The organism is Cupriavidus campinensis (assembly GCF_905397395.1).
GTDB lineage: Bacteria > Pseudomonadota > Gammaproteobacteria > Burkholderiales > Burkholderiaceae > Cupriavidus > Cupriavidus campinensis.
Map to the genome: position 1 here is coordinate 50,143 of NZ_CAJPVH010000017.1, position 22,892 is coordinate 73,034.

Below are 22,892 nucleotides of genomic sequence, written 5' to 3' on the forward strand. Positions count from 1 at the left end.
TCCTTATATTCGGCCCAATACCACCAGCAGGACCACGATGAGAACGATAAGACCCAGCCCGCCGCTGGGCCAATAACCCCAGCCCGTGCTATACGGCCACGCCGGAAGCGCGCCGACGAGCAGCAGAATCAGAATAATGAGAAGAATGGTGCCGATACCCATGGCGTGCTCCTTGTTTCCCTATTGTTGTTCCGGAGGCGCAGCCCAAGCCTTGCCTCAGCGTTGCCTTGTAACCTCAGGGTAGAACAGCGGGCGGCACAACCAAGGCGGGCTAGGGCTGATATCGGTGTAGGAATTGGACGACTTTGGGTTAACTAGGGTAGTTTGCCATTGCTCAAAACGCCGCGCGATAGATCCCCAGCGCGTCCGCCTCGCTCACTTCGCGCGGATTATTGACCAGCAGGCGGGTCTGGAGCATGGCGTCGCTGGCCAGACGGTTCAGGTCGCCTTCCTTCACGCCGACTTCGCGCAGCGTGCGCGGGATGCCGGTGGCCAGCACCAGTCCTTCGATATGGGCGATCAGCGCGGCGGTCTTGGTTTCGCAGCTGCCGGTCGTGCCGGGCAGCACCACGTCGGTCAGTTCCGCGTAGCGCTTGCTGGCGGCGTCGGCATTGAACTTCATCACGTGCGGCAGCACGAGGGCGTTCGAGAGGCCGTGCGGCACATGGAAAATGCCGCCGATCGGGTAGGCCAGCGCGTGCACGGCGGCCACCGGCGAGTTGGCGAAGGCCTGGCCGGCGAACATCGCGCCGAGCAGCATCGCCTCCCGGGCATTGCGATCGTTGCCGTTGTCGCAGGCCAGCATCAGGTTGCGCGAGAGCAGGTCCAGCGCGCGGATGGCCAGCATGTCCGAGACTGGATTCTTGAGGTGGGCGCTGGTGTAGGCCTCGATGGCATGCACCATGGCGTCGATGCCGGTGGCGGCGGTGGCCGCGCGGGGCAGGCCGAGTGTCAGTTCGGCGTCGAGGATGGCGAGGTCGGCGAACAGCTGCGGCGCCACCACGCCCATCTTGGTGGTTTCGCCGGTCGTGACGATCGACACCGCCGTCACTTCGGAACCGGTGCCGGCCGTGGTCGGCATCTGCACCAGCGGCAGCCGGGCGCCGGTGACCTTCTTCACGCCGTACATGTCCTTGAGCGCCTGCGTGGCGGGCAGGAGGACGGCGATCAGCTTGGCCACATCCATCGACGACCCGCCGCCCAGCCCCAGCACCACCTCGGCATCGGCCTGGCGCGCGCGCTCGGTGGCGTCCAGCACGATGTGCTCGGGCGGATCGGCAATGACATCGTCGATCACGGTCACCTGCCAGTCATGCCTGGCGAGGTCTTCCAGCGCCGGCGCGAGCAGGCCGCTCTTGGCCAGGAAGCCGTCGGTCACCACGCACAGGCGCTTGGCCTGCGGGAACGACTCGCGCAGCAGGGCGCCCAGCCGGCGCGCGGCGCCGAATTCGACGATGACCGTCGGCACGGTCTGGAAGTGGAACGGGTTCATGTTGTCTCCGGAGTATCGGGGCAGGCCGGGCGATCGGGGTCGCCCTTGGTCAGCAATCGGTGCCATGCTGGCGGGCCGGCACAGTATGCACCGGCCCGCCCGCCTGCATCACATCTGCAGGCAGAGGTACTTGATCTCGAGATATTCGTCGATGCCGTGGCGCGAGCCCTCGCGGCCCACGCCAGACTGCTTGATGCCGCCGAACGGCGCCACCTCGTTCGAGATCAGGCCGGTGTTCAGGCCGACCATGCCGTACTCGAGCGCCTCGGCCGTGCGCCAGGCCCGCGCGATATCGCGCGTATACAAATAGGCGGCCAGTCCGTACTCGGTGGCGTTGGCGGCGGTCACGGCCTCGGCGTCGGTCTTGAAGCGGAACAGCGGCGCCACCGGCCCGAAAATCTCCTCGCGGGCCATGCGCATGTCGGCGGTGGCGTCGGCGATGACGGTGGGGGTGTAGAACGTGCCGCCCAGCTTGTGCGCGGCGCCGCCGGTCAGCACGCGGCCGCCCTTGGCGCGGGCGTCGTCCACAAGCGATGCAACCTTGTCCAGCGCGGCGTCCTCGATCAGCGGGCCAATCGTCACGCCGTCTTCCAGCCCGTTGCCCACGCGCAGTTGGCCGGTGCGCTCGGCCAGCTTCGTGGCGAAGGCTTCATAGATGCCGTCCTGCACGTAGAAGCGGTTGGCGCAGACACAGGTCTGCCCGCCGTTGCGGTACTTGGCGGCGAGGGCGCCTTCCACGGCGGCGTCCACGTCGGCATCGTCAAAGACGATGAACGGCGCGTTGCCGCCCAACTCCAGCGAGAGGCGCTTCACGGTTGGCGCCGATTGCGCCATCAGGATGCGACCGACCTCGGTCGACCCCGTGAACGACAGCTTGCGCACGATGGGGCTGCCCGTCAGCACGGCGCCGATGGTCTTGGCATCGCCGGTCACCACCTGGAGCACGCCGGCGGGAATGCCGGCCCGGTGCGCCAGTTCAGCCAGTGCGAAGGCGGACAGCGGGGTCAGCTCGGCCGGTTTGATGACGATGGCGCACCCGGCTGCCAAGGCAGGGCCTGCCTTGCGGGTGATCATCGCTGCCGGGAAATTCCACGGCGTGATGGCGGCGCAGACGCCCACGGGCTGGCGCAGCGTGACCAGGCGCTTGTCGGCGGCCGGCGTGGCCAGCACTTCGCCGTCCACGCGCTTGGCTTCCTCGGCAAACCATTCGATAAAGCTGGCCGCGTACGCGATCTCGCCGCGCGCCTCGGCCAGCGGCTTGCCCTGCTCGCGCGTCATCAGGTAGGCCAGGTCGTCCGTGTTGGCGATCATCAGGTCGAACCAGCGGCGCAGCAGGTTGGCGCGTTCCTTGCCGGTCTTGGCGGCCCAGGCGCGTTGCGCAACCTCGGCAGCGGCGATGGCGCGCCCGGTCTCGGCCGCGCCCAGGTCGGCCACCTTGGCGATCACTTCCCCGGTGGCCGGGTCCGTGACGTCGAAGGTGGCGCCGGAGTCGGCGCCAATCCATTGGCCATCCACATAGGCCAGCTGTTTCAGTAGCGAGGGATCCTTGAGTTGCATGGCGGCTTTCCTGAGCGGGTTGATTCATATCGTTCAATAGAGGGAACGATATTCGGTATGTCGAACGTGAGCGTATGATACGCCCATGCACGGCAGACTGCCAACCGCCCGGAAGCGTTCCGCGCAGCCGGTACAATCCGCCCAACTCTTCCGTATTGCCCGATGCCCAAGTCCGCCTACAACGTTCCCGCCGATGATGCCGCGCCGTCGCTGAAGTCCACGTCGCCGGCGGTGGTGCGCGCGGTACATGTCATGGATGCCGTGGCCGCCGCCCCGGAACCGCTGACGCTGGCCGACCTGACCCGGCTGACCGGCGCGCCCAAGAGCTCCCTCCACGGCATGTGCGACACCCTCGTGCAGCTGCAACTGCTCAAGCGCCTGCCGAATGGGGCGATGGCGGTCGGCCCGCACGTGATGGCCTGGGCCAACGCCTTCCTGTCGCAGACGCAGATGACGAGCGAGTTCCGCGCGCTCTGGGAGCAGACCGATGCGTTTCACGACGCCACGGTCACCTTGTCGATGCTCGATGGTGCGGAGGTGGTCTACCTGGCCTGCCAGAACGGCGACCGCCCGCTCGGCGTCACGTTCCGTATCGGCATGCGCCTGCCGGCGCCCTACACGGCCACGGGCAAGGCGATGCTGAGCACGCTGCTGCCGGCCGAGGTGCGCGACCTGTTCGCGCCGGGCATGCCGCCGCCGCTCACGCGGGCCAGCGTGGCGGACGTGGATGATTTGCAGGCCGAACTGGCCCAGGTGCGGGAGGTGGGATATTCGACCGATAACGGCCAGATGCGCGACGGCATGACGTGCTTCGGCGCCCCGGTGTTCGATGCGGCCGCCCCCTGCGCGGCGGGGGCCATCGCGGTCAGCTATCTGACCAACGAGATCGATGCGGCCACCGGCGAGCGGATCGGCCAGCAGGTGCGGGCGCTGGCGGACCAACTGTCGGCCCGGCTCGGCGCCCGGCGGTAACGTCCCCGATCGGGGAAGCCGTCACGCGGTCAGGCCATGTTCGACCGCGAACACGGCCACCTGCACGCGGCTGGCCAGATTCAGCTTCTTGAGGATGTTCTGCACATGGATCTTGACCGTGCTCTCGGCCACGCCGAGATCGCGCGCAATCTGCTTGTTGCTCTCGCCCCGGGTCAGCCCGCGCACGATCTCGCGCTCCCGCACGGTCAGCCGCGCGCCGTCCTCGGCGCTCGGCGCCGTTGGGGCGGACGGCTGCGCCGGCGCGCGGAACTGCGCCACGAGCTTGGCCGTCATGCCATCCGAAATCACCGGCTCGCCGGACGCAGCGCGGCGGATGGCCGAAGCCAGGAAGTCCGCCTCGATATTCTTCAGCAGATAGCCCCGGGCACCGCCGCGCAGCGCGCTGGCCAGCTCTTCGGCCTCCTCGGACACGGTGAGGATCAGCACCGCCGTGTCCGGCAGGTCCTGCGCCAGCAGGGCCAGTGTCTCGAGCCCGGACAGCCCGGGCATGTTCAGGTCCAGCAGGATCACGTCGGGGCGATGCTGCTTGGCTCGCTTGAGCCCCTCCACGCCATCGGCTGCCTCGTCCACGACGGCAAAATCGGGCTGGCGCTGCAACAGCGCGCGAATGCCCGAACGGAACAGCGTGTGATCGTCGATCAGCAGGATGCGGATGGTCATGACTGGAGACTCATTTCGTTGATTTCATTGGCCTCGCTGGCCTCGCTGGCCTCGCCGGACACATGGGCGCCGGGCACGCGCAGGGCCACGCGGGTGCCGCGCCCGGGTGCGGACTCAATCGACAACTGTGCGTTGAGCCGCGCGGCGCGCTCGCGCATGATGTGCAGGCCCACCTGCATCTCGCAGCGTGTGGCGAGCCCGGCGGCGTCGAAGCCCTCGCCATCGTCCTGCACCACCAGTTCAAGATCGCGCCCGCCTCGCAGCCGCACCAGCACGTGGCCGGCCTGCGCGTGCTTGCGCACGTTGGAGAGCGCCTCCTGCAGGACGAACAGCACCTGCAGCTGGGCATCGGGCGGCAGCGGCCGGGCGTTGTCGTAGCCTTCCACCTCCAGCCGCGCCTCGGTGGCGCACTGGCGCCGGAAGCGCGCCACGGTGTCTTCCGCTGCCTGCCGCAACTCGCCCTGTGTGAGCCGGGTGCGGAAGTTCAGCAGCAACTCGCGCACATCCTGGTAGCTCTCGTCCACCCCGCAACGGAGCATCGGCACGATCGCCGCCACATCGGCCAGCGCCCCGCGTGAGACGGCTTCCTCGAGCAGCTGGGCTTGCAGGTTCAGGTAGTTCAGGCCCTGGGCGATGCTGTCGTGCAGGCCCTGCGCCACGAGATTGCGCTCCTCCACCACGGCCAGCTGGCGCGCGGTGGCGGACAGGCGCTGGTGTTCTAGCGCCACGCCCAGATGCTGGGCCAGCGTTTCGAGCAGTTGCCGGTCTGACGCGTTAAGCACCCGTGGCGAGCGGAAGTGGAGGGAGAACATGCCGATCACCCCGCGCGGCGTGTCGATGCGGAACGCCGCGAAGCCGCCGAAGCCGCACGCCATCGGCGGCGACGGTTGCGCATGGGGCGGGGCCGGCCAGGTGACCACGCGCTGCCGCGTGGCGGCGCCGCAGTGGCAGGCATCGGCCGCCATGCGCTGCTCCTGCTCGATCAGCGCGGCGGGCAGCCCTTCGGAAACCACCATGTGGAGGTTCTCCGGCACCGCGTCGAGCATGCGCACGCTGCCGCCATCGGCGTCCAGGCGCCGCATGATCCGGGTCAGGAAGCCTCGGCACAGCGCCTCGGCCTCGTTCGGCTGGTTCAGGTAGGCGGCGATGTCGTAGAGCGTCTCGAGGTCGCGGTTGCGCCGGGCCAGTTCGGCGGTCTTCTGGGCCACGCGGGCTTCAAGTCCCCGGTAGAGTTCCTGGAGCTCGGCTGCCATCCGATTGAAACCGGTGCTCAGCGTGCCGAATTCGTCACGGCTGGTGACCGGCAGGCGCAGCGAGAATTCGCGGGCCGCCATGCGGCGCAGCCCGTCCTGCAGCGTCAGCACGGGCAGGATGATCCAGAGATAGAGCAGGTAGATGACTGCGACGGTGCCCATGCAGGCGATGGCGGCCAGCGCGGCCTGGGACATGCGCAGCAGGTCCGTCTTGCGTGCGTTGTCGGCCTCGATCATGCGCACCAGCTGGTTCGCCTGCGCGACAAAATCGGACAGTGCGGCCACATAAGCGAGCGGCGTGCCATCGGGCGCGTTTATGTCCTGCTCGGCCAGCGGCTTCATCCGCTCGTCCCACGCCCGGGCCACGCGGTCCAGCTGGTCGTGGATGACTGGCACGGCGGGCAGGAACAGCGGCCGCTTGGCGTCGCCCCGGCGCAGTTGCGCCAGCGTCTCGTCCAACTGGGCGATCCGTGGCGCGAGGGCGTGGGGTTGATGAGCGCGGGCCCGGGTCAGTTCGATGGCCACCGCGTTGGCATGCATCCGTACGCTGCCGGCATCGTTGATCGCCGCGCCGGCGCCTTCGAGGTTCCAGGAGAGCCACAGGGTGCCGCCGATCATCGTCAGGACAACCAGCAGCGAGATCAGGGACAGCGAGATGATGCGCGTGGAGAGGCGGTGGCGCAGCCCCGGCAGCCCGACCGCCGAGGTGGCTTGGGGGTCCGCGTGCGTATCGAACGCGGCGTCAGGAAAGGGGGCTGGCATGTTGTGGGGGCGAGGGCAGGGCGTCAGGACACCTGCCATTCTGGTGCCGGCGATTGTGCCGTTTCCTGCGCTGGATCAAATTGCCGAGGGATGGATTGGGAACTCGCGCGGGATTCGCTTTCCGGCAACACCCCGATCAGGCTGGCACGACCCCCGCCGGCTTTTCGCCCGACATCAGGTAGTGAATCAGGTCCGCCACGGGCCGGATGGCGTCGCCAAACGGCAGCGTGCCCTTGCCGCGGAAGAACAGGCCGCGCTCCACGTCGCCCTTGAGCGCCTGCGAGAGCTTGCGGTCGATGCAGAACTGGCCGATGCGCGCCACGCCGTCACGCAGGCCGCACGATTGCAGGCAGTCGAAGCCCTCCAGGCATTCGCGCACCTTGGCGCGCGCCTGGAGCGCCGACTCCCGGGAGAGATAGCGCTTGAGCCACGGCGTCAGCACCGCGCGCGCCGGCAGTCCCGCCACGCTCGTGAATTCGCCGATCTGTTCCTGCGGCGCGGAAGCCAGCACCTGTTTGAAAGCCAGATGCGCATCGCATTCCTCGGTCACGGCGAAGGCGGTGCCCACCTGCACGCCGGCCGCGCCCTGCGCCAGCCAGTGATGCAGCTTGCCGTGGTGGCCCAACCCGCCAGCCAGGATCAGCGGTACGGATTCCCAGGCCAGCCCCAGGCTGGCGAACAGCGCGCGGCATTCGTCCAGCACGCGCGCGAACGAGAACCGCGCGTCGCCGATGTCCTCCATGCGCGAGGCGCCGAGGTGCCCGCCGGCATGCGCGGGATGTTCGATCACGATGGCATCGGGCAGCCGCCCCTTCTTCATCCACTTGCGCAGGACCAGGCTGACGCCACGGGCGTCGGACAGGATCGGGATCAGGGCCACCTTCGGGTGATTGGCGGTCAGTTCGGGGAGGTCGAGCGGCAGGCCGGCGCCCATGACGATGGCATCCGCGCCACTGTCGCACGCCTGCCGGACCAGCGCCGCGTGGGCGCCGACGGCCTTCATCACGTTGACGGCGATCATCCCTTGCCCGCCCGCCAACGTCTTCGCCGCGCGCACCTCGCGGTCAAGCGCGATGAGGTTGGCGTGTTCGATCGCGGCCTTGTCGCGTCTGGCGGTGCCGGCCATCAGGTCGGGGTGATGGTGGCGCAGGTCGATGCTGGCGATGGTGCCCATGGCGTTGTGGCGGGCCACGGTGCCGGCGAGCCGGTGCGCGGATATGCCCACGCCCATGCCGCCCTGCACGATAGGAAGCAGCTTGCGGCCGGCCAGGTTGAGCCATCGATGTGTCATGAGGAAATCCGGAGTCAGGAGGGGCAAAAAACGGCCCAGCGTCTCACGCGCATCGGGGTGGCAGTTTGCGCCAGATCAATTTGAGGGGGATCGGCGGCCTGTTCCGAGGGCCTAGTTCGATGGAACCAGAAGAATGTAACCCCGCCGGGGTTTGCTCGGGGTCAAAGGTTCCCCCTATGGGCATGACTAGCATCCTTGGTCGATCCCCACCCCATGCGCCGCAACGCGCATTTCTCGCCATGGATGCTTCCCCGCCCGCTGCACCCGATGTGCATGATGCGCATCATGTACCAACGTCCCCATCCGACTCGCCATCCCGCCAGCCCCGCCAGCCGCGCCGGCCGCAACTGGTGGCCCCGGCCGGTTCACTGGCGGCCCTGCGCATGGCCCTGCAGCACGGCGCGGATGCCATCTACCTGGGGTTGCGCGACGCCACCAACGCGCGCAACTTCGGCGGCCTGAATTTTTCGGAGGACGACATCCGCACGGGCGTGGCGGAGGCCCGCGCGCGCGGCGCGGAAGTGCTCTTCGCCATCAACACCTTTGCGCAGATGGGGCAGGTGGACCGCTGGCACCGCGCCGTGGACGCCGCCGCCGTGCTGGGTGCCGACGCAGTGATCATGGCCGACCCCGGCCTGATGGCCTACGCAGCGGAGAAGCATCCGGACCTGCGCCTGCACTTGTCCGTGCAGGGCTCGGCCACGCATGCCGATGCCATCGCGCTGATGCGCGAGCGCTTCGGCATCCGGCGCGTAGTGCTGCCGCGCGTGCTGACGCTGGCGCAGATCGCCAAGCTGGCCAGGCAGACCGATGTGGAACTTGAGGTCTTCGGCTTTGGCAGCCTGTGCGTGATGGCCGAGGGCCGCTGCCTGCTGTCCTCGTACGCAACCGCCGATTCGCCCAATAACCGTGGCGTCTGCTCGCCGGCCCACGCCGTGCGCTGGGATGAGACGGACGGCACGATGCACGCGCGGCTCTCCGGCATCCTGATCGACAGCTACGCGCCCGGCGAGCCGGCCGGCTATCCCACGCTGTGCAAGGGCCGTTTCACCGTGGAGGGCGAGCACGGCTACGTGCTGGAGGAGCCCACCAGCCTCAACGCGCTGTCGCTGCTGCCGGCACTGATCGACATCGGCATCGCCGCCATCAAGATCGAAGGGCGCCAGCGCAGCCCGCGCTATGTGGCCGATGTGGTAGGCGTGCTGCGCGCCGCTATCGACGATGCCTGGCGCGACCCCCGGCGCTTCGTGCCGCGCCAGGAATGGCAGGCCACGCTGGGGCGCCACGCCGAGGGCGACCAGGTGACCCAGGGCGCCTACGACCGTCCGTGGCGCTGAAACCGTCCGCAACCCACCCACCATGATCACTTCCTCTTCCCCCTATCCAATCGCCATCGCGCTCGGCCCGCTGCTCTACTACTGGCCCCGCGCGGACGTGCTGCGTTTCTATGCCGACGTCGCGGACGCTCCCGTGGACCGCATCTATCTTGGCGAGGCAGTCTGCACGCGCCGCCACGAACTGCGTCCTGCTGACTGGCTGGACGTGGCGCGGATGCTGCGCGATGCCGGCAAGGAGGTGGTGCTGTCCACCCCGGTGCTGGTCGAGTCCGACAGCGACATCGCGGCCATGCGCCGCGTCTGCGAGCAGGACGAATTCCTCGTGGAGGCCAATGATCTCGGCGCGGTGCGCGCGCGGCACGGGCGGCCGTTCGTCGCCGGACCGCATCTGAACGTCTATCACGCCGATACGGCGGCCTGGCTGGCTACGCTGGGCGCGCGCGGGGCCGTGGCGCCGGTCGAGATGGACCACACGGCGCTGGCGGCGCTGGCGGCGGCGCGCCCCGCCGGCATGCAGATCGAGGCGATGGTCTGGGGCCGCATGCCGCTGGCGATCTCCGCGCGTTGCTTCACAGCCCGGCACCACCGGCTGCGCAAGGACGCCTGCGAGTTCCGTTGCCTGGACTACCCGGACGGGCTGGTCGCCCGCACGGGCGAAGGGCAGCCGTTCTTCGCGCTGAACGGCATCCAGACCCAGTCCGCAAGCTGCCTGGACCTCTGCGCACACCTGCCGGAGATCCAGGCGATGGGCGTGGATCTGGTCCGCGTCAGCCCGCACGCCGCCGGCACGCTGGACGTGGTGTCGCTGCTCGACGCCGTGCGCCATGGCCGTACCGGCGCCGCGCCCAGCGGCATCGTGCCCGCCGGCGCCCCGGCGAGCAACGGCTACTGGACCGGCCAGCCCGGCATCGCCTGGATAGCCGGCGCGCCCGCATGACTGCCACGGAACCATCGATGACTTTCTCCTCCCTGATTGCCCGCATCCACCGCCGCCTGCCCGCGCCCGCGCAGGCCCTGCCGTTCGTGATGGCGCTGGAGTCCGCGCGCCGCGCCGGCTGGCTCCAGCCGCCGGCCGCGCTGGACGGCCATGCCTTCCTGCTGGGCGTGGAAGACCTCGGGCTGGACCTGCGTTTGCGCTGTGTGGGGGGCGCGTTCCGGATGGGGCCGTTCGATCCCGGATCAGCCCCGGCGCTGACACTACGCGCCCGCGCCGCCGACTACCTGCAACTGCTCGCCGGCCATGCCGATACCGACACGCTGTTCTTCCAGCGCCGGCTCTCGATTTGCGGTGACACCGCCCTTGGGCTGGAGGTCAAGTACTGGCTCGATGCCACGCCGCGGCCGGCCTGGGTGGAGCCCTTCGTGGCGCGGCTGGCGGTGCTGTTTCCGGAAGTCCGCGCCGCTTGAACGGGGCGGGCGTGCCCGTCAGGCCTCGGACGCCAGATCGCCGTAGCGCACGCCGCGCGGCTTGAAGCAGCAACGGGCGCGGAGTACGGCGCCGGGGAGTTTGGCGAGCGCGGGCATGGCCGCGAAGCCGTCGAGCGTCGCCTGAAGGTCGGCCGGGCTGCGCGCCCGCACCACCGCGAACAGGTTGAAGGGCCATGCTGCACCCCGGCGAGCGCGCCGGTAGCAGAGCGCCACGGCGGGCAGGCGGGCGAGCCGCTTGCCCAGGGCATCCACACGCTCGTCGGGCGCATTCCATACGCACATCGCGTTGTGCACGTAGCCGAGCTGACCGGGCTGGAGAATGGCGCCGAAGCGGCGGATCACACCGGCATCGCGCCAATGTGCCAGCCGGCGCCAGAGTTCGTGCTGCCCGATGCCCGTGCCGCGCGCCATGGCGCGGTAAGGCTCGGGTGTCAGTGGCAGGCCGTCTTCCAGCGCGGCCACCAGCCGCCAGTCGGCATCGGTCATCAGGGGCCGTAGCGGCACCCCGGCATCGACGTGGTACTCACATTCCAGTGGCAGCGCCAGGGGCGTCTGGCGGACGTCCTCCCCGATGCCGTCGAGTGCCGCCGCCAGGCTGCCGACATTGCGCGCACCGGCCACGAACCAGAGGTTGTAGCGGTGGCCGGTCCGGCAGTAATGATGACCAATGGACGGGTCGGCATTGAGGCGCCGCGCCACGCTCTCCAGCCGCCCTGGCGGCACGGACAGCGCCGCCAGCGTGGTGGCACCGATGGTGTTTGGCGCGAAGCGGGCGCCGATATGGCTGATGCGGCCGCTGCCGACGTCGCGCGCCAGCAGCGACAGCAAGCCATGCTCGGACAGGCCGAGCGCCCGGGCCAGGCACCGGTAGGGCCGTGGCTCCAGCGGGAAATCTTGCCGAAGGCGTTGATAGAGTGCAGTCTCGTCGATCATGGCGATATCCGGGGCGGCGGGCAGGATTGCGTGCCCGCCATGATGAGCCGGATGCCCGGCCGCCCCGTTGACGCCCATCAAGCGCGCGGATCAGCGCCCCCGCACAAGCTGCCAGGCCCGCCCCAGGTAGGTGACCGAGGCGAAGCCGCTCCAGACATGCACCAGCCGCGTGAACGGGAAGATCGCGAACAGCGAGATGCCCAGGAACAGATGCACGCGGAACAGCAGCGGGGCATCGGCGATGAAGTCGGGCGCGTCAGCGCGCAGCGTGACGATGTGCTGGGCCCAGGTCATCAGCTGCACCATCATGTGGCCGTCCATGTGGCCGGCGGACACGTAGATGGTCGAGAGCCCGGCCAGCAGCGTCGCCAGCAGCCAGAGCAGCAGCACCTTGTCGCCAGTACGCGTGACGGCGGCAACCCGGGCGTTGGTGAAGCGCCGGTGCAGCAGGATCAGCAGGCCGATCAGGCAGATCGTGCCCATGACCCCGCCGGCGCCCATCGCCACGGCCTGCTTGAGGGTGTGGGAGACGCCGAGCGCGTCCCACACCGCCACGGGCGTGAGCAGGCCCGCCAGATGGCCGAAGAACAGCCCGAGGATGCCAATGTGGAACAGGATGCTGCCCAGCCGCAGGTTGCCGCGATAGAGCAGCTGGGAGCTGTCGGCCTTCCAGCCGTACTGCTCGCGCTCGAAGCGCGCCAGGCTGCCGAACAGGAACAGCGCGGCGGCGATATACGGGTAGATGCCGAAGAGGAACTGGTGGGCGAATGACATGGTGGTCGCCTGCGTCGTCATGGAGGTCATGGAGGTCATTGGGGGGAGGGCGCGCGCCGGTCGTGGAAGCGCACCACTTGTTCAGCCGGCATGGCGGCCGCCAGCAGCGGCTCCACGCCATCCGCGCCGGGGCCGAACCGTTCCAGCGCTTCGTCCATGTCCCGCACGGGCGGATCGGTGCGGGCCTCGGGCTGCACGGGCGTGAGCGAGCGCAGCACCGTGAACACGGCGGCGTACGGGCTGTCGTGGCGCGCCAGCCGGTCGCCGATGGCCGCCAGCACGTGGATGGCCTCGCCCAGCAACTGCCCGGCGCGCGCCGCCTGCCCGTCATCGGCCAGCGCGCCGAGGAACTCCAGGAACAGCGGCACGTAGTCCGGCAGCTCGTTCGCCACCGGCTCGAAGCCGGCGCGCCGGTATTCGTCGATCAGATCGACCATGGCCTGGCCCCGGTCGCGGGACTCGCCATGAACGTGCTCGAACAGGTGCAGCGAATGCGCGGGATTGCGGTCGAAGGTGGCCACGTACTGCTCCTGCAGCGCGATTAGCGGGCTGTCGCGCAGCGGGCCGGTCAGCGGGGCCAGCACCGCGCGGGCGGCCGGCCAGGCGTCGAGCGCCTGTTCGATCTCGGGCATGGCCGCCTGCAGCGGCGCTTCGGGGTAGCCCAGCAGGGCGCTGAGCACGGGGTACAAGGTCATGATGGCTCCAATGTCAGCAGGTATCAGCAGGTTTCGGTCGGCTTCTTGCGCGACTTGGGCATGTCCGCGAACACCACGCTGCCCTCGGGCTTCCTGCCGAACAGCGAGCCCTCGGACGTGCCGCCCGAGCAGCCGTTGCCGAACGTGAAGCCGCAGCTGCCTTTCTCGTTGAAGCTGTCCTCGACCCGTTCCTTGTGTGACGATGGAATCACAAATCGATCCTCGTAATTGGCGATGGCCAGCAGGCGATACATGTCCTCGACCTGCGCCGGGGTCAGCCCCACCTGCCGCAGCACGGCGAGGTCTGCCTCGCCATCTACCACTTCCGAGCGCTTGAACGCCCGCATGGCCAGCATGCGCTGCAAGGCGGTCAGCACGGGCGCCACGTCGCCGGCGGTCAGCAGGTTGGCGAGGTACTTGAGCGGAATGCGCAGGCTCTGCACGTCCGGGATCATCCCGTTCATGCCCATGAAACCGCCTTCCGCCGCCGACTGGATCGGCGAGAGCGGCGGCACGTACCAGACCATCGGCAGCGTCCGGTACTCGGGATGCAGCGGGAAGGCGATCTTCCACTCGCAGGCCATGCGGTAGACCGGCGACTTGCGCGCGGCGTCGAGCCAGCCCTGCGGAATGCCCTGCCGCAGCGCCTCGGCCTGCACGGTGGGGTCGTTCGGGTCGAGGAAGACGTCGAGCTGCGCCTGGTACAGGTCGCGCTCGTCCTCCACGCCGGCGGCGCTGGCGATGCGGTCCGCGTCGTACAGCATCACGCCGAGGTAGCGGATGCGCCCGACGCAGGTCTCGGAGCAGACCGTCGGCTGGCCGCCCTCGATGCGCGGGAAGCAGAACGTGCACTTCTCCGCCTTGCCGCTCTGCCAGTTGAAGTAGATCTTCTTGTACGGACAACCGGAGATGCACATGCGCCAGCCACGGCATTTGTCCTGGTCGACCAGCACGATGCCGTCGTCCTCGCGCTTGTAGACCGAGCCGCTCGGGCAAGACGCCACGCAGGCCGGGTTCAGGCAGTGCTCGCACAGGCGGGGCAGGTACATCATGAAGGTGTTCTCGAAGGTCGAGTACATCTCCTTCTGCACGTTCTCGAACAGCTGGTCACGGCTGCGCGAGGCGAACTCGCCGCCGAGGTCATCCTCCCAGTTCGGCCCCCATTCGATCTTCTCCATCTTCTTGCCCGTCAGCACGGACACCGGCCGGGCGGTGGGCGGCGTCGGCATCAGCGGCGCCTTCTGGAGGTGCTCGTAGTCGTAGGTGAACGGCTCGTAGTAGTCGTCGATCTGCGGCAGGTTCGGGTTGGCGAACAGGTTCGAGAGGATGCGGGCGCGGCCGCCCTGGCGCGGCGTGAGCGAGCCGTCGGGCTGGCGCTGCCAGCCGCCGTTCCACTTGCGCTGGTTCTCCCATTCCTTGGGGTAGCCGATGCCAGGCTTGGTCTCGACGTTGTTGAACCAGGCGTACTCCACGCCGTCGCGGCTGGTCCAGACGTTCTTGCAGGTCACTGAGCAGGTATGGCAGCCGATGCACTTGTCGAGGTTCAGCACCATGGCCACCTGGGCGCGGATCTTCATCGCGGGGCTCCTTCTTCTTGCGCGGACTGGGGCAGGGGGGTATCCATCCAGTCCACCTTGTTCATCTTGCGCAGGATCACGAATTCATCGCGATTGCTGCCGACCGTGCCGTAGTAGTTGAAGCCGTAGGCCAGTTGCGCGTAGCCGCCGATCATGTGGGTCGGCTTGGTGACCGCCCGCGTGACCGAGTTGTGGATGCCGCCGCGCATGCCGCTCATCTCGGCGCCGGGCACGTTCACGATCTTTTCCTGCGCGTGATACATCAGGCACATGCCTTGCGGCACGCGCTGGGACACCACCACCCGGGCGGTCAGCGTGCCGTTCACGTTGAAAACTTCCACCCAGTCGTTGTCCCGGATGCCGTTGGCACTGGCCTCGGCCTCCGAGATCCACACGTGCGGGCCGCCGCGCGAGAGCGTGAGCATGCGCAGGTTGTCCGAGTAGGTGGAGTGGATGCCCCACTTCTGGTGCGGGGTGATCCAGTTCAGCACCAGCTCCGGGTTGCCGTTGGGCTTCCGGCCCAGCATCGGCGCCACCGTGCGGGTGTCGATGGCCGGCTTGTAGACGCAGGCGCCCTCGCCAAAGTCGAGCATCCAGCGGTGGTCCTGGTAGAACTGCTGGCGCCCGGTCAGCGTGCGCCAGGGAATCAGCTCGTGGACATTGGTGTAGCCGGCGTTGTAGCTGACTTCCTCGGACTCCAGCCCGGACCACGTCGGCGCCGAGATGATCTTGCGCGGCTGGGCCTGTACGTCCCGGAAGCGGATCTTGTCGTGCTCGCGGCCCAGCGCCAGGTGGGCGTGCGGGCGGCCGGTGATCTTGGATAGCGCTTCCCACGCCTTCACGGCCACGTGGCCGTTGGTCTCCGGCGCCAAGGTCAGGATCATCTCGGCGGCGTCGATGGCGGTCTCCAGCCGAGGCCGGCCGTAGCTGACGCCGGGCGTGGTCACGGTCTGGGTCAGGTGACCCAGTTCGGCCACCTCGTGCCTGGTATCCCAGCCGATGCCCTTGCCGCCGTTCCCGAGCTTGTCCAGCAGCGGGCCCACGGAGGTGAACTTCTTATAGAGGTCCGCGTAGTTGCGCTCCACCACGGTCATCGACGGCGCGGTCTTGCCGGGGATCAAATCGCACTCGCCGCGCTTCCAGTCGCGCGGCTCGAAGGGCTGGCCCAGCTCGCCCGGCGTGTCGTGCAGCAGCGGGGTGCAGACCAGGTCCTTGCGCGTGCCCAGGTAGGGGCCGCCAATCTCGCTGAACTTCGCGGCGATGGCCTTGTAGATCTCCCAGTCGGTCTTGCTCTCCCACAGCGGCTGCACGGCTTCGGAGAGCGGGTGGATGAACGGGTGCATGTCCGACGTGTTCAGGTCGTCTTTCTCGTACCAGGTGGCCGTGGGGAGCACGATGTCGCCGTAGAGGCAGGTCGTGCTCATGCGGAAGTCGAGCACCGTCAGCAGGTCCAGCTTGCCCTCGGCGGCCGGGCGCACGTTGACCTCGCTCGGGCGGATGGCGTCGCGCTCGTCGCTGAAGACGGCGTTCTGCGTGCCGAGCAGGTACTTGAGGAAGTATTCGTGGCCCTTGCCGGAACTCCCCAGGATGTTGGAGCGCCACACGAACATATTGCGCGGGAAGTTTGCGGGGTTGTCGGGGTCGTCGCAGGCGAATTGCAGGGCGCCGGACTTGAGCTGGTCGACGGTATAGGCCACCGGGTCCTGCCCGGCGCGCTCGGCGGCGTCCACCACATCGAGCGGATTGGCGCCCAGTTGCGGCGCGGACGGCAGCCAGCCCATGCGCTCCGACTTGGCGTTGAGGTCCAGCAGCGACAGGCCGGCGTAGCGCGCCTTGTCCGCCGTGGGCGCGAGGATCTCGTCCACGGCCAGCTTCTCGTGGCGCCACTGGCTGGTGTGGTTGTAGAAGAACGAGGTGCCGTTCATCTGGCGCGGCGGGCGCGACCAGTCCAGCCCGAAGGCCAGCGGCGCCCAGCCGAACTGGGGCCGCAGCTTCTCCTGCCCCACGTAGTGCGCCCAGCCGCCGCCGCTCTTGCCAATGCAGCCGCACATCATCAACAGGTTGATGATGCCGCGGTAGATCATGTCGTTGTGGTACCAGTGGTTCAGCGCGGCGCCCACGATGACCATGCTCTTGCCCTGCGTGCGGTGGGCGTTCTCGGCGAATTCGCGCGCCACCTGCGTCACCAGCCGGGCCGGCACCGTGGTGTGCTTCTCCTGCCAGGCCGGGGTGTAGGGCACGTCGTCATCGAACGAAGCCGCCACGTTCGGCCCGCCCAGGCCCTGGTCTACGCCATAGTTGGCCAGTTGCAGGTCGTAGACCGTGGCGACCAGCGTCGTGCTGCCATCGGCCAGCGTCAGGCGGCGCACCGGCACGCGGCGGCGCAGCAGCGCGTCGTGCTCGCCGCCGAAGTAGGGGAAGCCGACCTCCACCACAACGTCTTCATGGCCGAGCAGCGACAGGCGCGGATCGATAGCGCGGCCGTCCTGGCTGTCGCGCAGCTCCAGGTTCCAGCGGCCGGCCGTGTCGTCACCGGGCGTCCAGCGGAAGCCGATCGAGCCGTTCGGGGCAGTCACCTCCCCGCTGGCATGGTCGATCAACAGCGTCTTCCACTCCGCATGCCGGGATTGCCCGAGGTTGCCGTCCAGGTGGGAGGCGCGCAGGAAGTGGTCGGGCACCAGCGTGCCATCCTGCTCGCGCAGCCGCACCAGCATCGGCATGTCGGTGTACTGCCTCAGGTAGTCGCGGAAGTAGGCGGATTTGCCGCCCACGTGGAATTCCTTGAGCACGACGTGGCCCATGGCCATGGCCAGCGCGGCATCGGTGCCCTGCTTGGGGGCGAGCCAGATGTCGCCGAACTTGACCATCTCGCCGTAGTCGGACGAGACCGCCACGGTCTTGGTGCCCTTGTAGCGCACCTCGGTGTAGAAGTGGGCGTCTGGCGTGCGTGTCTGCGGCACGTTGGAGCCCCAGACCATCAGGTAGGTGGCGTTGTACCAGTCGGCGGACTCGGGCACGTCGGTCTGCTCGCCCCAGGTCTGCGGGCTGGCCGGCGGGAGGTCGCAGTACCAGTCGTAGAAGGACAGGCAGGCGCCGCCGAGCAGGCTCAGGTAGCGCGCGCCGGCCGCGTAGGACACCATCGACATGGCCGGGATGGGCGAAAAGCCGATCACGCGGTCCGGGCCGTACTGCTTGACCGTGAAGGCGTTGGCGGCGGCGATGATCTCGGTGGCCGTGGCCCAGTCGGCCCGGACGAAGCCGCCCAGCCCGCGGACGCTCTTGTAGCGGGCGGCGCGTTCGGGGTCCTGGCTGATCCAGGCCCAGGCGGCGATCGGGTCCATGGTCTGGCGGGCTTCGCGCCACATTTCCATCAGCCGGCCGCGGATCATCGGGTACTTCACGCGCTGGGCGGAATAGACGTACCAGCTGTACGAGGCGCCGCGCGGGCAGCCGCGCGGCTCATGGTTGGGCAGGTCCGGGCGCGTGCGCGGGTAGTCGGTCTGCTGGGTTTCCCAGGTAATCAGGCCGTTCTTGACGTAGACCTTCCACGAGCAGGAGCCCGTGCAGTTGACGCCGTGGGTGGACCGCACCACCTTGTCGTGCTGCCAGCGGGTGCGGTAGCCGTTCTCCCACTTGCGGTCTTCGTTGACCACGGCGCCGTGGCCGTCGGCATAGGTGGACGTGACGCGCGACAGGAACTTCAGTCGATCGAGGAAATGACTCATGGTTTGGCTCCAGCAGGGACACTTGCAGCTTACGGAGCGCGTGCCGCGCAAGCCATTCGCTGGTGGAGCAGGGGGAGTGACGGCAATCGGCCTAGGCGGGACCCGCCGGCATCGTCCGGAAGAACTATGCCGACGGGCGGGGTTGACGCGCGGGTGAAACCGGGGGAGGCGGAGGATCAGGCGGAAATCAGCAGGGCATGGCCGCGTTGCGGCGCGCGTAGCACCACCAGGTAATCGCGGCGCAGCTGATATAGAACAAGATGAACAGGTGGAGCGCGGCGTCCGGCGCGCCGGTCATCTCCAGCGCGGTGCCGAAGCTCTTGGGGATGAAGAAGCCGCCGTAGGCCCCGATGGCGCCGGAGAAGCCGAGCACGGCGGCGGATTCCCGGGCGGCGTCCTGCACGGCCACGCGCTGGGCGGGCGCGCCCGGGCCGGCGGCGCGCAGGCGTTCGGTCAGGAAGATCACCGGGATCATGCGGAACGTGGAGCCGTTGCCGATGCCGGTGAGCGCGAACAGCACGATGAACGCGCCAAGGAAGCCGCTGAAGCTGCCGCCCGTGCCGTTGTGCGGCAGCGCCGCCAGCACGGCCACCACGCCGCCGATCATGCCGAGGAAGCTCCACAGCGTGACCCGCGCGCCGCCGAGCTTGTCTGACAGCCAGCCGCCCACCGGGCGCGTCAGCGCGCCAACCAGCGGGCCCAGGAAGGCGTAGGCCGTGGGGTTCACGTTCGGGAACTGCGACTTGGTCAGCAGCGCCAGGCCGGCCGAGAAGCCGATGAACGAGCCGAAGGTGCCCACGTAGAGCCAGCACATCAGCCAGTTGTGGCGGCGCCGGAAGATCACCGCCTGCTCCGCAAACGAGGCGCGCGCGTCGGCAATGTCATGCATGCCGAACCACGCCGCCAGCGCCGATACGACGATGAACGGCACCCAGATGAAGCCCGCGTTCTGGAGCCAGAGCTGCTGCGTGGCGCCGTTGGCCGCGTATTCCTGCCCGGCCCCGCCCAGCGCGCCGAAGACGGCCACCGAGACCACCACCGGCGTCACGAACTGCACCACCGAGACGCCGAGGTTGCCGATGCCGGCGTTCAGGCCCGTGGCCAGCCCCTTGCGTGCCTTCGGGAAGAAGAAGCTGATGTTCGCCATCGACGAACTGAAGTTGGCGCCGCCCAGCCCGCACAGCAGGGCCAGCACCAGCAGCGTCGGGTAGCTGGTGGAGGGGTCGCGCAGCGCAAAGCCCATGCCGAGCGCCGGAATCAGCAACAGCGCGGTGGAGATGGCGGTGAAGCGCCGCCCGCCGAAGATCGGCACGAGGAACGAGTAGAAAATGCGCAGCGTGGCGCCGGACAGCGCCGGCAGGGCGGTCAGCCAGAACAGCTGGTTGCCGGTGAAGTGGAAGCCGGCGCGGTCCAGGTTTACGGCCACAACGCTCCAGAGCATCCAGACCACGAAGGCCAGCATCAGCGCGGGAATGGAGATGTAGAGGTTGCGGTAGGCGATGCGCGCGCCCTGGTATTTCCAGAACGCCGGGTCTTCAGGTTCCCAGCGGGTCAGTACGGAGGTGCTCATGGCGTTGTCTCGTTCGAAGGGGGGAAGGTGGGAAGTGGGAAAGGTCAGACCACGGGGTCAGGCTACGGCCGGCGTGGCGCCGCGATGGCTGTAGTGCATCCACACCAGGCTCACGCAGACGGTGCCGTACATCAGCATGAAGCAGCTGCTGCGCACGCCGGTCAGGTCGGCCAGCGCGCCAAACAGGATCGGCAGGATGAAGCCGCCGAGCCCGCCGGCCAGCCCCACCACGCCGGAGACGGCGCCGATGTTCTGCGGGAAGTCATTGGCGATGAACTTGAATACCGACGCCTTGCCGATGGCGAAGGCGATGCCCACCGCGAACAGCAGCACCGTGAACAGCGTGGGCGACAGCCCAAGGTGGAACGCCAGCGGGCCGTTGGCGGTCTGGATCACGAGGTCGGTCTGCGGGTAGCTGAGCAGGAAGAAGCCCACCCAGCTCACCCACATCACCCACCAGGTAGTGCGATGGGCGCCGTAGCGGTCTGAAATCCAGCCGCCAATGGCGCGCAGCACGCCGCCAGGCAGGGAGAAGCACGCGGCCAGGAAGGCGGCGACGCGGATGTCGAAGCCGTATTCGCCGATGTAGTAGCGCGTCATCCACAGCGCCAGCCCCACGTAGCCGCCGAACACCACCGAGTAGTACTGCGAGTAGCGCCAGACCCGTGGGTCGCGCAGCATGGCCAGCTGGGCGCGCCAGCCGGCGCTGCTGGCAGCCACGCGGTGCGCCGGGTTGGTCGCCGAGAACATCCAGAACAGCAGGGCCGTGGCCAGCATCGCCACCGCGTAGACCTTCGGCACGATGGTCCAGGTGCCGGCGGCGGCGATCAGCGCCGGGGCGACGAACTTGGTCAGCGCGGCCCCGGAGTTGCCGGCGCCGAAGATGCCCATTGCCAGCCCCTGCCGATGGCGCGGAAACCAGCGCGCCACGTAGGGCGTGCCCACCGAGAACGAGCCGCCGGCCAGCCCGAGCAGCAGCCCGAGCGCCAGCAGTTGCCAGAGGGTGGTGGCGTAGGCGAGCAGCCAGATCGGCACCACGGTGGCCAGCATCAGCAGGAAGAAGACGATGCGGCCGCCGTAGCGGTCGGTCCAGATGCCCAGCGGCACGCGGATCAGCGAGCCGCTCAGCACCGGCATGGCGGCCAGGAGGCCGAATTCGGTGTCGTTCAGGCCAAGCTGCTGTTTGAGCGGAATGCCGAGCACGGCGAACACCATCCAGACGGCGAAGCAGATGGTGAACGCGAACGTGCTGGAGGCCAGCACGCCGTTGGCGCGGAGGGAGATCGCCGGCGCGTTGTGCAGGACGGCGGAGGAGGGGGGAGAGTTGGAGGAGGTGGGGGAGGTGGGGGAGGCCATCGAGAGGTCCTAATGGACAACAAGGGATGGCCCCCAGCGTAGGCACGGCTGCCTGCCATGCCTATTCGCCGGCCGGGGAGCGGGCGGGGCGGGTGGCCCCTGTCGAAGGAACTAGTCCGGTTGGGCGCGGACCGTCAGGCAAGACCGGGCGGGCGGATCAATAGGCTTCCGGCGCGAGCCCGGCGGATTGCCCGTCATCGCCGCGCCGCTCGGCCCGCACGGCCAGCAGCGCGATGCCCAGCGCGGCCAGCGGCGCCAGCGCCGCGATCCACGGCAGCGCAGTCAGGCCCGGGCCATGGTCGACCACCACGCCGCCGAGCCACGCGCCAATGCCGTTGCCGAGGTTGAACGCGGCGATATTGAAGCTCGACGCCAGGTTCTGCCCCGCGCCGTGGGCGTGGCGCAGCACGCGCAGTTGCAGCGGGGAGACCGTGGTGAACGCGGCCACGCCCAGCACGCCGACGAACGCCACCACGGCCACCGGCTGGTGGAGCGCCAGCGTCATTGCCGCCAGCACCACCGTCAGCGCCGCCAGCGACCCGAGCAGCGCGCCCGTGGGACGCCGGTCCGCCATGCGTCCGCCGAGGATATTGCCGATGATCATGCCGCCGCCAAACAGCAGCAGGATCGGCGATACCGCCGCCTCGCCATAGCCCGAGACCCGGGTCAGCAGCGGCTGCACGTAAGTAATCACCGCGAAGATGCCGACCGATTGCAGCACCGTCATCAGCAGGCCGAGCAGCACCTGCGGGCGGGCGATGGTGCGCAGTTCGTCAGCGAGGCGGGCCGGCGCGGTGTCGTCGCGGCTGCGCTGCACCAGCAGGGCGATCACTGCCAGCGAAGCCAGGCCGACGACGGTCATCGCCCAGAACGTGCTGCGCCAGCCGAAATGCAGGCCGAGCCAGGCGCCGGCGGGCATGCCGAGCAGCGTGGCCAGCGTGAGGCCGGAGAACATCACCGAGATGGCCGAGGCGCGGCGGTTGGCGGGCACCAGGCCGGTGGCCACCACGGCGCCTACGCCGAAGAAGGTACCGTGGGTGAGCGAGGTCACCACGCGCGCAATCATCAGCGTGGTGTAGTCGGGCGCCAGCGCGCAGGCGGCATTGCCGATGGTGTAGATCGCCATCAGTACCAGCAGCACAGCCTTGCGCGGCATGCGGCGGGTGAGCAGGGTGAGGATCGGCGCCCCGGCGAACACGCCGAGCGCGTAGCCGGAGACGAGCATGCCGGCGGCGGCAATCGTCACGCCAAGGTCCGCCGAGACCTGGAGCAGCAGTCCCATGATGACGAATTCGGCACATCCGATGCCGAACGAGCCGGCGGTCAAGGCATACAGCGCCACGGGCATCCGCGAGGACGGGCCGGGGGCGGGGGTGGGGGTGGAAGGGGAGGAAGGGAGGGGCGCGGCCATGGTGGGGAGTGGGGACAGTGGGGACGGATTTCGGAAGGCGCCAGTGTCGGCCTTTCGCAGCTTCTGAAAAACGGGCAA

At 68.7% G+C, this 22,892-nt stretch carries 18 protein-coding genes; 4 read left to right on the top strand and 14 right to left on the bottom strand.

Annotated elements, in window-relative coordinates; genetic code table 11:
- Positions 1-3: 3 nt before the first annotated feature.
- The 3 genes from KHO18_RS12415 to KHO18_RS12425 all read right to left on the bottom strand — a co-directional run bounded on the left by KHO18_RS12415 (position 4) and on the right by KHO18_RS12425 (position 3,049).
- Positions 4-162, bottom strand: coding sequence for a DUF3309 family protein (locus tag KHO18_RS12415; protein ID WP_082016542.1), 159 nt, complete (start codon positions 160-162; stop codon positions 4-6).
- 172 nt (positions 163-334) lie between these two features.
- On the bottom strand, positions 335-1,492 hold the full coding sequence (locus tag KHO18_RS12420) for an iron-containing alcohol dehydrogenase (protein ID WP_211943286.1): 1,158 nt from the start codon (positions 1,490-1,492) through the stop codon (positions 335-337).
- 108 nt (positions 1,493-1,600) lie between these two features.
- Positions 1,601-3,049, bottom strand: a complete 1,449-nt coding sequence (locus tag KHO18_RS12425; RefSeq protein ID WP_211943287.1) for an NAD-dependent succinate-semialdehyde dehydrogenase — start codon at positions 3,047-3,049, stop codon at positions 1,601-1,603.
- A gap of 162 nt (positions 3,050-3,211) precedes the next feature.
- Here KHO18_RS12425 and KHO18_RS12430 point away from each other — a divergent pair, with 162 nt between their 5' ends.
- A complete protein-coding gene (locus tag KHO18_RS12430) occupies positions 3,212-4,021 on the top strand; it encodes an IclR family transcriptional regulator (protein WP_144196877.1) in 810 nt (269 codons plus the stop codon).
- Positions 4,022-4,042: 21 nt separating this feature from the next.
- Here KHO18_RS12430 and KHO18_RS12435 read toward each other — a convergent pair whose 3' ends face one another.
- The 3 genes from KHO18_RS12435 to KHO18_RS12445 all read right to left on the bottom strand — a co-directional run bounded on the left by KHO18_RS12435 (position 4,043) and on the right by KHO18_RS12445 (position 8,008).
- Positions 4,043-4,702, bottom strand: a complete 660-nt coding sequence (locus KHO18_RS12435; RefSeq protein ID WP_211943288.1) for a response regulator — start codon at positions 4,700-4,702, stop codon at positions 4,043-4,045.
- Positions 4,699-6,717 carry a type IV pili methyl-accepting chemotaxis transducer N-terminal domain-containing protein gene (locus KHO18_RS12440; protein WP_211943289.1) on the bottom strand — a complete coding sequence of 673 codons (2,019 nt, stop codon included), beginning with the start codon at positions 6,715-6,717 and terminating at the stop codon, positions 4,699-4,701. The genes KHO18_RS12435 and KHO18_RS12440 overlap by 4 nt, the downstream gene beginning before the upstream one ends.
- Positions 6,718-6,853: 136 nt before the next feature.
- Complete coding sequence (locus tag KHO18_RS12445; RefSeq protein ID WP_144196880.1) at positions 6,854-8,008, bottom strand: NAD(P)H-dependent flavin oxidoreductase; 1,155 nt, start codon at positions 8,006-8,008, stop codon at positions 6,854-6,856.
- A gap of 383 nt (positions 8,009-8,391) precedes the next feature.
- Here KHO18_RS12445 and ubiU point away from each other — a divergent pair, with 383 nt between their 5' ends.
- From ubiU to ubiT, 3 genes are read left to right on the top strand one after another with little or no spacing between them, the layout of a single operon-like run.
- The gene (gene ubiU, locus KHO18_RS12450) at positions 8,392-9,345 is read left to right on the top strand and encodes a ubiquinone anaerobic biosynthesis protein UbiU (protein ID WP_144196881.1); all 954 of its coding nucleotides are present in this window, start codon (positions 8,392-8,394) and stop codon (positions 9,343-9,345) included.
- Positions 9,346-9,367: 22 nt separating this feature from the next.
- Positions 9,368-10,282: a U32 family peptidase gene (locus KHO18_RS12455; RefSeq protein ID WP_144196882.1), complete on the top strand. Its 915-nt coding sequence runs from the start codon at positions 9,368-9,370 to the stop codon at positions 10,280-10,282.
- Between the two features lie 17 nt (positions 10,283-10,299).
- The gene (gene ubiT / locus KHO18_RS12460) at positions 10,300-10,752 is read left to right on the top strand and encodes a ubiquinone anaerobic biosynthesis accessory factor UbiT (protein ID WP_144196883.1); all 453 of its coding nucleotides are present in this window, start codon (positions 10,300-10,302) and stop codon (positions 10,750-10,752) included.
- 18 nt (positions 10,753-10,770) lie between these two features.
- Here ubiT and ahbB read toward each other — a convergent pair whose 3' ends face one another.
- The 8 genes from ahbB to KHO18_RS12500 form a co-directional block, all read right to left on the bottom strand.
- Complete coding sequence (gene ahbB, locus KHO18_RS12465) at positions 10,771-11,706, bottom strand: siroheme decarboxylase subunit beta (protein WP_211943290.1); 936 nt, start codon at positions 11,704-11,706, stop codon at positions 10,771-10,773.
- A 90-nt stretch (positions 11,707-11,796) separates the two neighbouring features.
- Positions 11,797-12,480, bottom strand: a complete 684-nt coding sequence (gene narI, locus KHO18_RS12470) for a respiratory nitrate reductase subunit gamma (RefSeq protein ID WP_144196885.1) — start codon at positions 12,478-12,480, stop codon at positions 11,797-11,799.
- 35 nt (positions 12,481-12,515) lie between these two features.
- A complete protein-coding gene (narJ, locus tag KHO18_RS12475; RefSeq protein ID WP_144196886.1) occupies positions 12,516-13,175 on the bottom strand; it encodes a nitrate reductase molybdenum cofactor assembly chaperone in 660 nt (219 codons plus the stop codon).
- 23 nt (positions 13,176-13,198) lie between these two features.
- On the bottom strand, positions 13,199-14,752 hold the full coding sequence (narH, locus tag KHO18_RS12480; protein WP_211943291.1) for a nitrate reductase subunit beta: 1,554 nt from the start codon (positions 14,750-14,752) through the stop codon (positions 13,199-13,201).
- Positions 14,749-18,477 carry a nitrate reductase subunit alpha gene (locus KHO18_RS12485; protein ID WP_211943292.1) on the bottom strand — a complete coding sequence of 1,243 codons (3,729 nt, stop codon included), beginning with the start codon at positions 18,475-18,477 and terminating at the stop codon, positions 14,749-14,751. The genes narH and KHO18_RS12485 overlap by 4 nt, the downstream gene beginning before the upstream one ends.
- Before the next feature lie 187 nt (positions 18,478-18,664).
- Positions 18,665-20,047 (bottom strand): NarK family nitrate/nitrite MFS transporter, encoded by a 1,383-nt coding sequence (locus tag KHO18_RS12490; protein ID WP_144196889.1) that lies wholly within the window; start codon positions 20,045-20,047, stop codon positions 18,665-18,667.
- 57 nt (positions 20,048-20,104) lie between these two features.
- A complete protein-coding gene (locus KHO18_RS12495) occupies positions 20,105-21,403 on the bottom strand; it encodes an MFS transporter (protein ID WP_144196890.1) in 1,299 nt (432 codons plus the stop codon).
- Positions 21,404-21,560: 157 nt separating this feature from the next.
- Positions 21,561-22,751, bottom strand: a complete 1,191-nt coding sequence (locus KHO18_RS12500; RefSeq protein WP_244844752.1) for an MFS transporter — start codon at positions 22,749-22,751, stop codon at positions 21,561-21,563.
- Positions 22,752-22,892: the final 141 nt, after the last annotated feature.

Coding starts and splice junctions, on each gene's coding strand:
- KHO18_RS12440 (WP_211943289.1), bottom strand. CDS start 6,717: ATGCCAGCCCCCTTTCCTGACGCCGCGTTCGATACGCACGCGGACCCC.
- KHO18_RS12495 (WP_144196890.1), bottom strand. CDS start 21,403: ATGGCCTCCCCCACCTCCCCCACCTCCTCCAACTCTCCCCCCTCCTCC.
- ubiT (WP_144196883.1), top strand. CDS start 10,300: ATGACTTTCTCCTCCCTGATTGCCCGCATCCACCGCCGCCTGCCCGCG.
- narH (WP_211943291.1), bottom strand. CDS start 14,752: ATGAAGATCCGCGCCCAGGTGGCCATGGTGCTGAACCTCGACAAGTGC.
- KHO18_RS12420 (WP_211943286.1), bottom strand. CDS start 1,492: ATGAACCCGTTCCACTTCCAGACCGTGCCGACGGTCATCGTCGAATTC.
- ahbB (WP_211943290.1), bottom strand. CDS start 11,706: ATGATCGACGAGACTGCACTCTATCAACGCCTTCGGCAAGATTTCCCG.
- narI (WP_144196885.1), bottom strand. CDS start 12,480: ATGTCATTCGCCCACCAGTTCCTCTTCGGCATCTACCCGTATATCGCC.
- KHO18_RS12485 (WP_211943292.1), bottom strand. CDS start 18,477: ATGAGTCATTTCCTCGATCGACTGAAGTTCCTGTCGCGCGTCACGTCC.
- KHO18_RS12430 (WP_144196877.1), top strand. CDS start 3,212: ATGCCCAAGTCCGCCTACAACGTTCCCGCCGATGATGCCGCGCCGTCG.
- KHO18_RS12455 (WP_144196882.1), top strand. CDS start 9,368: ATGATCACTTCCTCTTCCCCCTATCCAATCGCCATCGCGCTCGGCCCG.
- KHO18_RS12445 (WP_144196880.1), bottom strand. CDS start 8,008: ATGACACATCGATGGCTCAACCTGGCCGGCCGCAAGCTGCTTCCTATC.
- KHO18_RS12490 (WP_144196889.1), bottom strand. CDS start 20,047: ATGAGCACCTCCGTACTGACCCGCTGGGAACCTGAAGACCCGGCGTTC.
- ubiU (WP_144196881.1), top strand. CDS start 8,392: ATGGCCCTGCAGCACGGCGCGGATGCCATCTACCTGGGGTTGCGCGAC.
- KHO18_RS12415 (WP_082016542.1), bottom strand. CDS start 162: ATGGGTATCGGCACCATTCTTCTCATTATTCTGATTCTGCTGCTCGTC.
- KHO18_RS12425 (WP_211943287.1), bottom strand. CDS start 3,049: ATGCAACTCAAGGATCCCTCGCTACTGAAACAGCTGGCCTATGTGGAT.
- KHO18_RS12500 (WP_244844752.1), bottom strand. CDS start 22,751: ATGCCCGTGGCGCTGTATGCCTTGACCGCCGGCTCGTTCGGCATCGGA.
- KHO18_RS12435 (WP_211943288.1), bottom strand. CDS start 4,702: ATGACCATCCGCATCCTGCTGATCGACGATCACACGCTGTTCCGTTCG.
- narJ (WP_144196886.1), bottom strand. CDS start 13,175: ATGACCTTGTACCCCGTGCTCAGCGCCCTGCTGGGCTACCCCGAAGCG.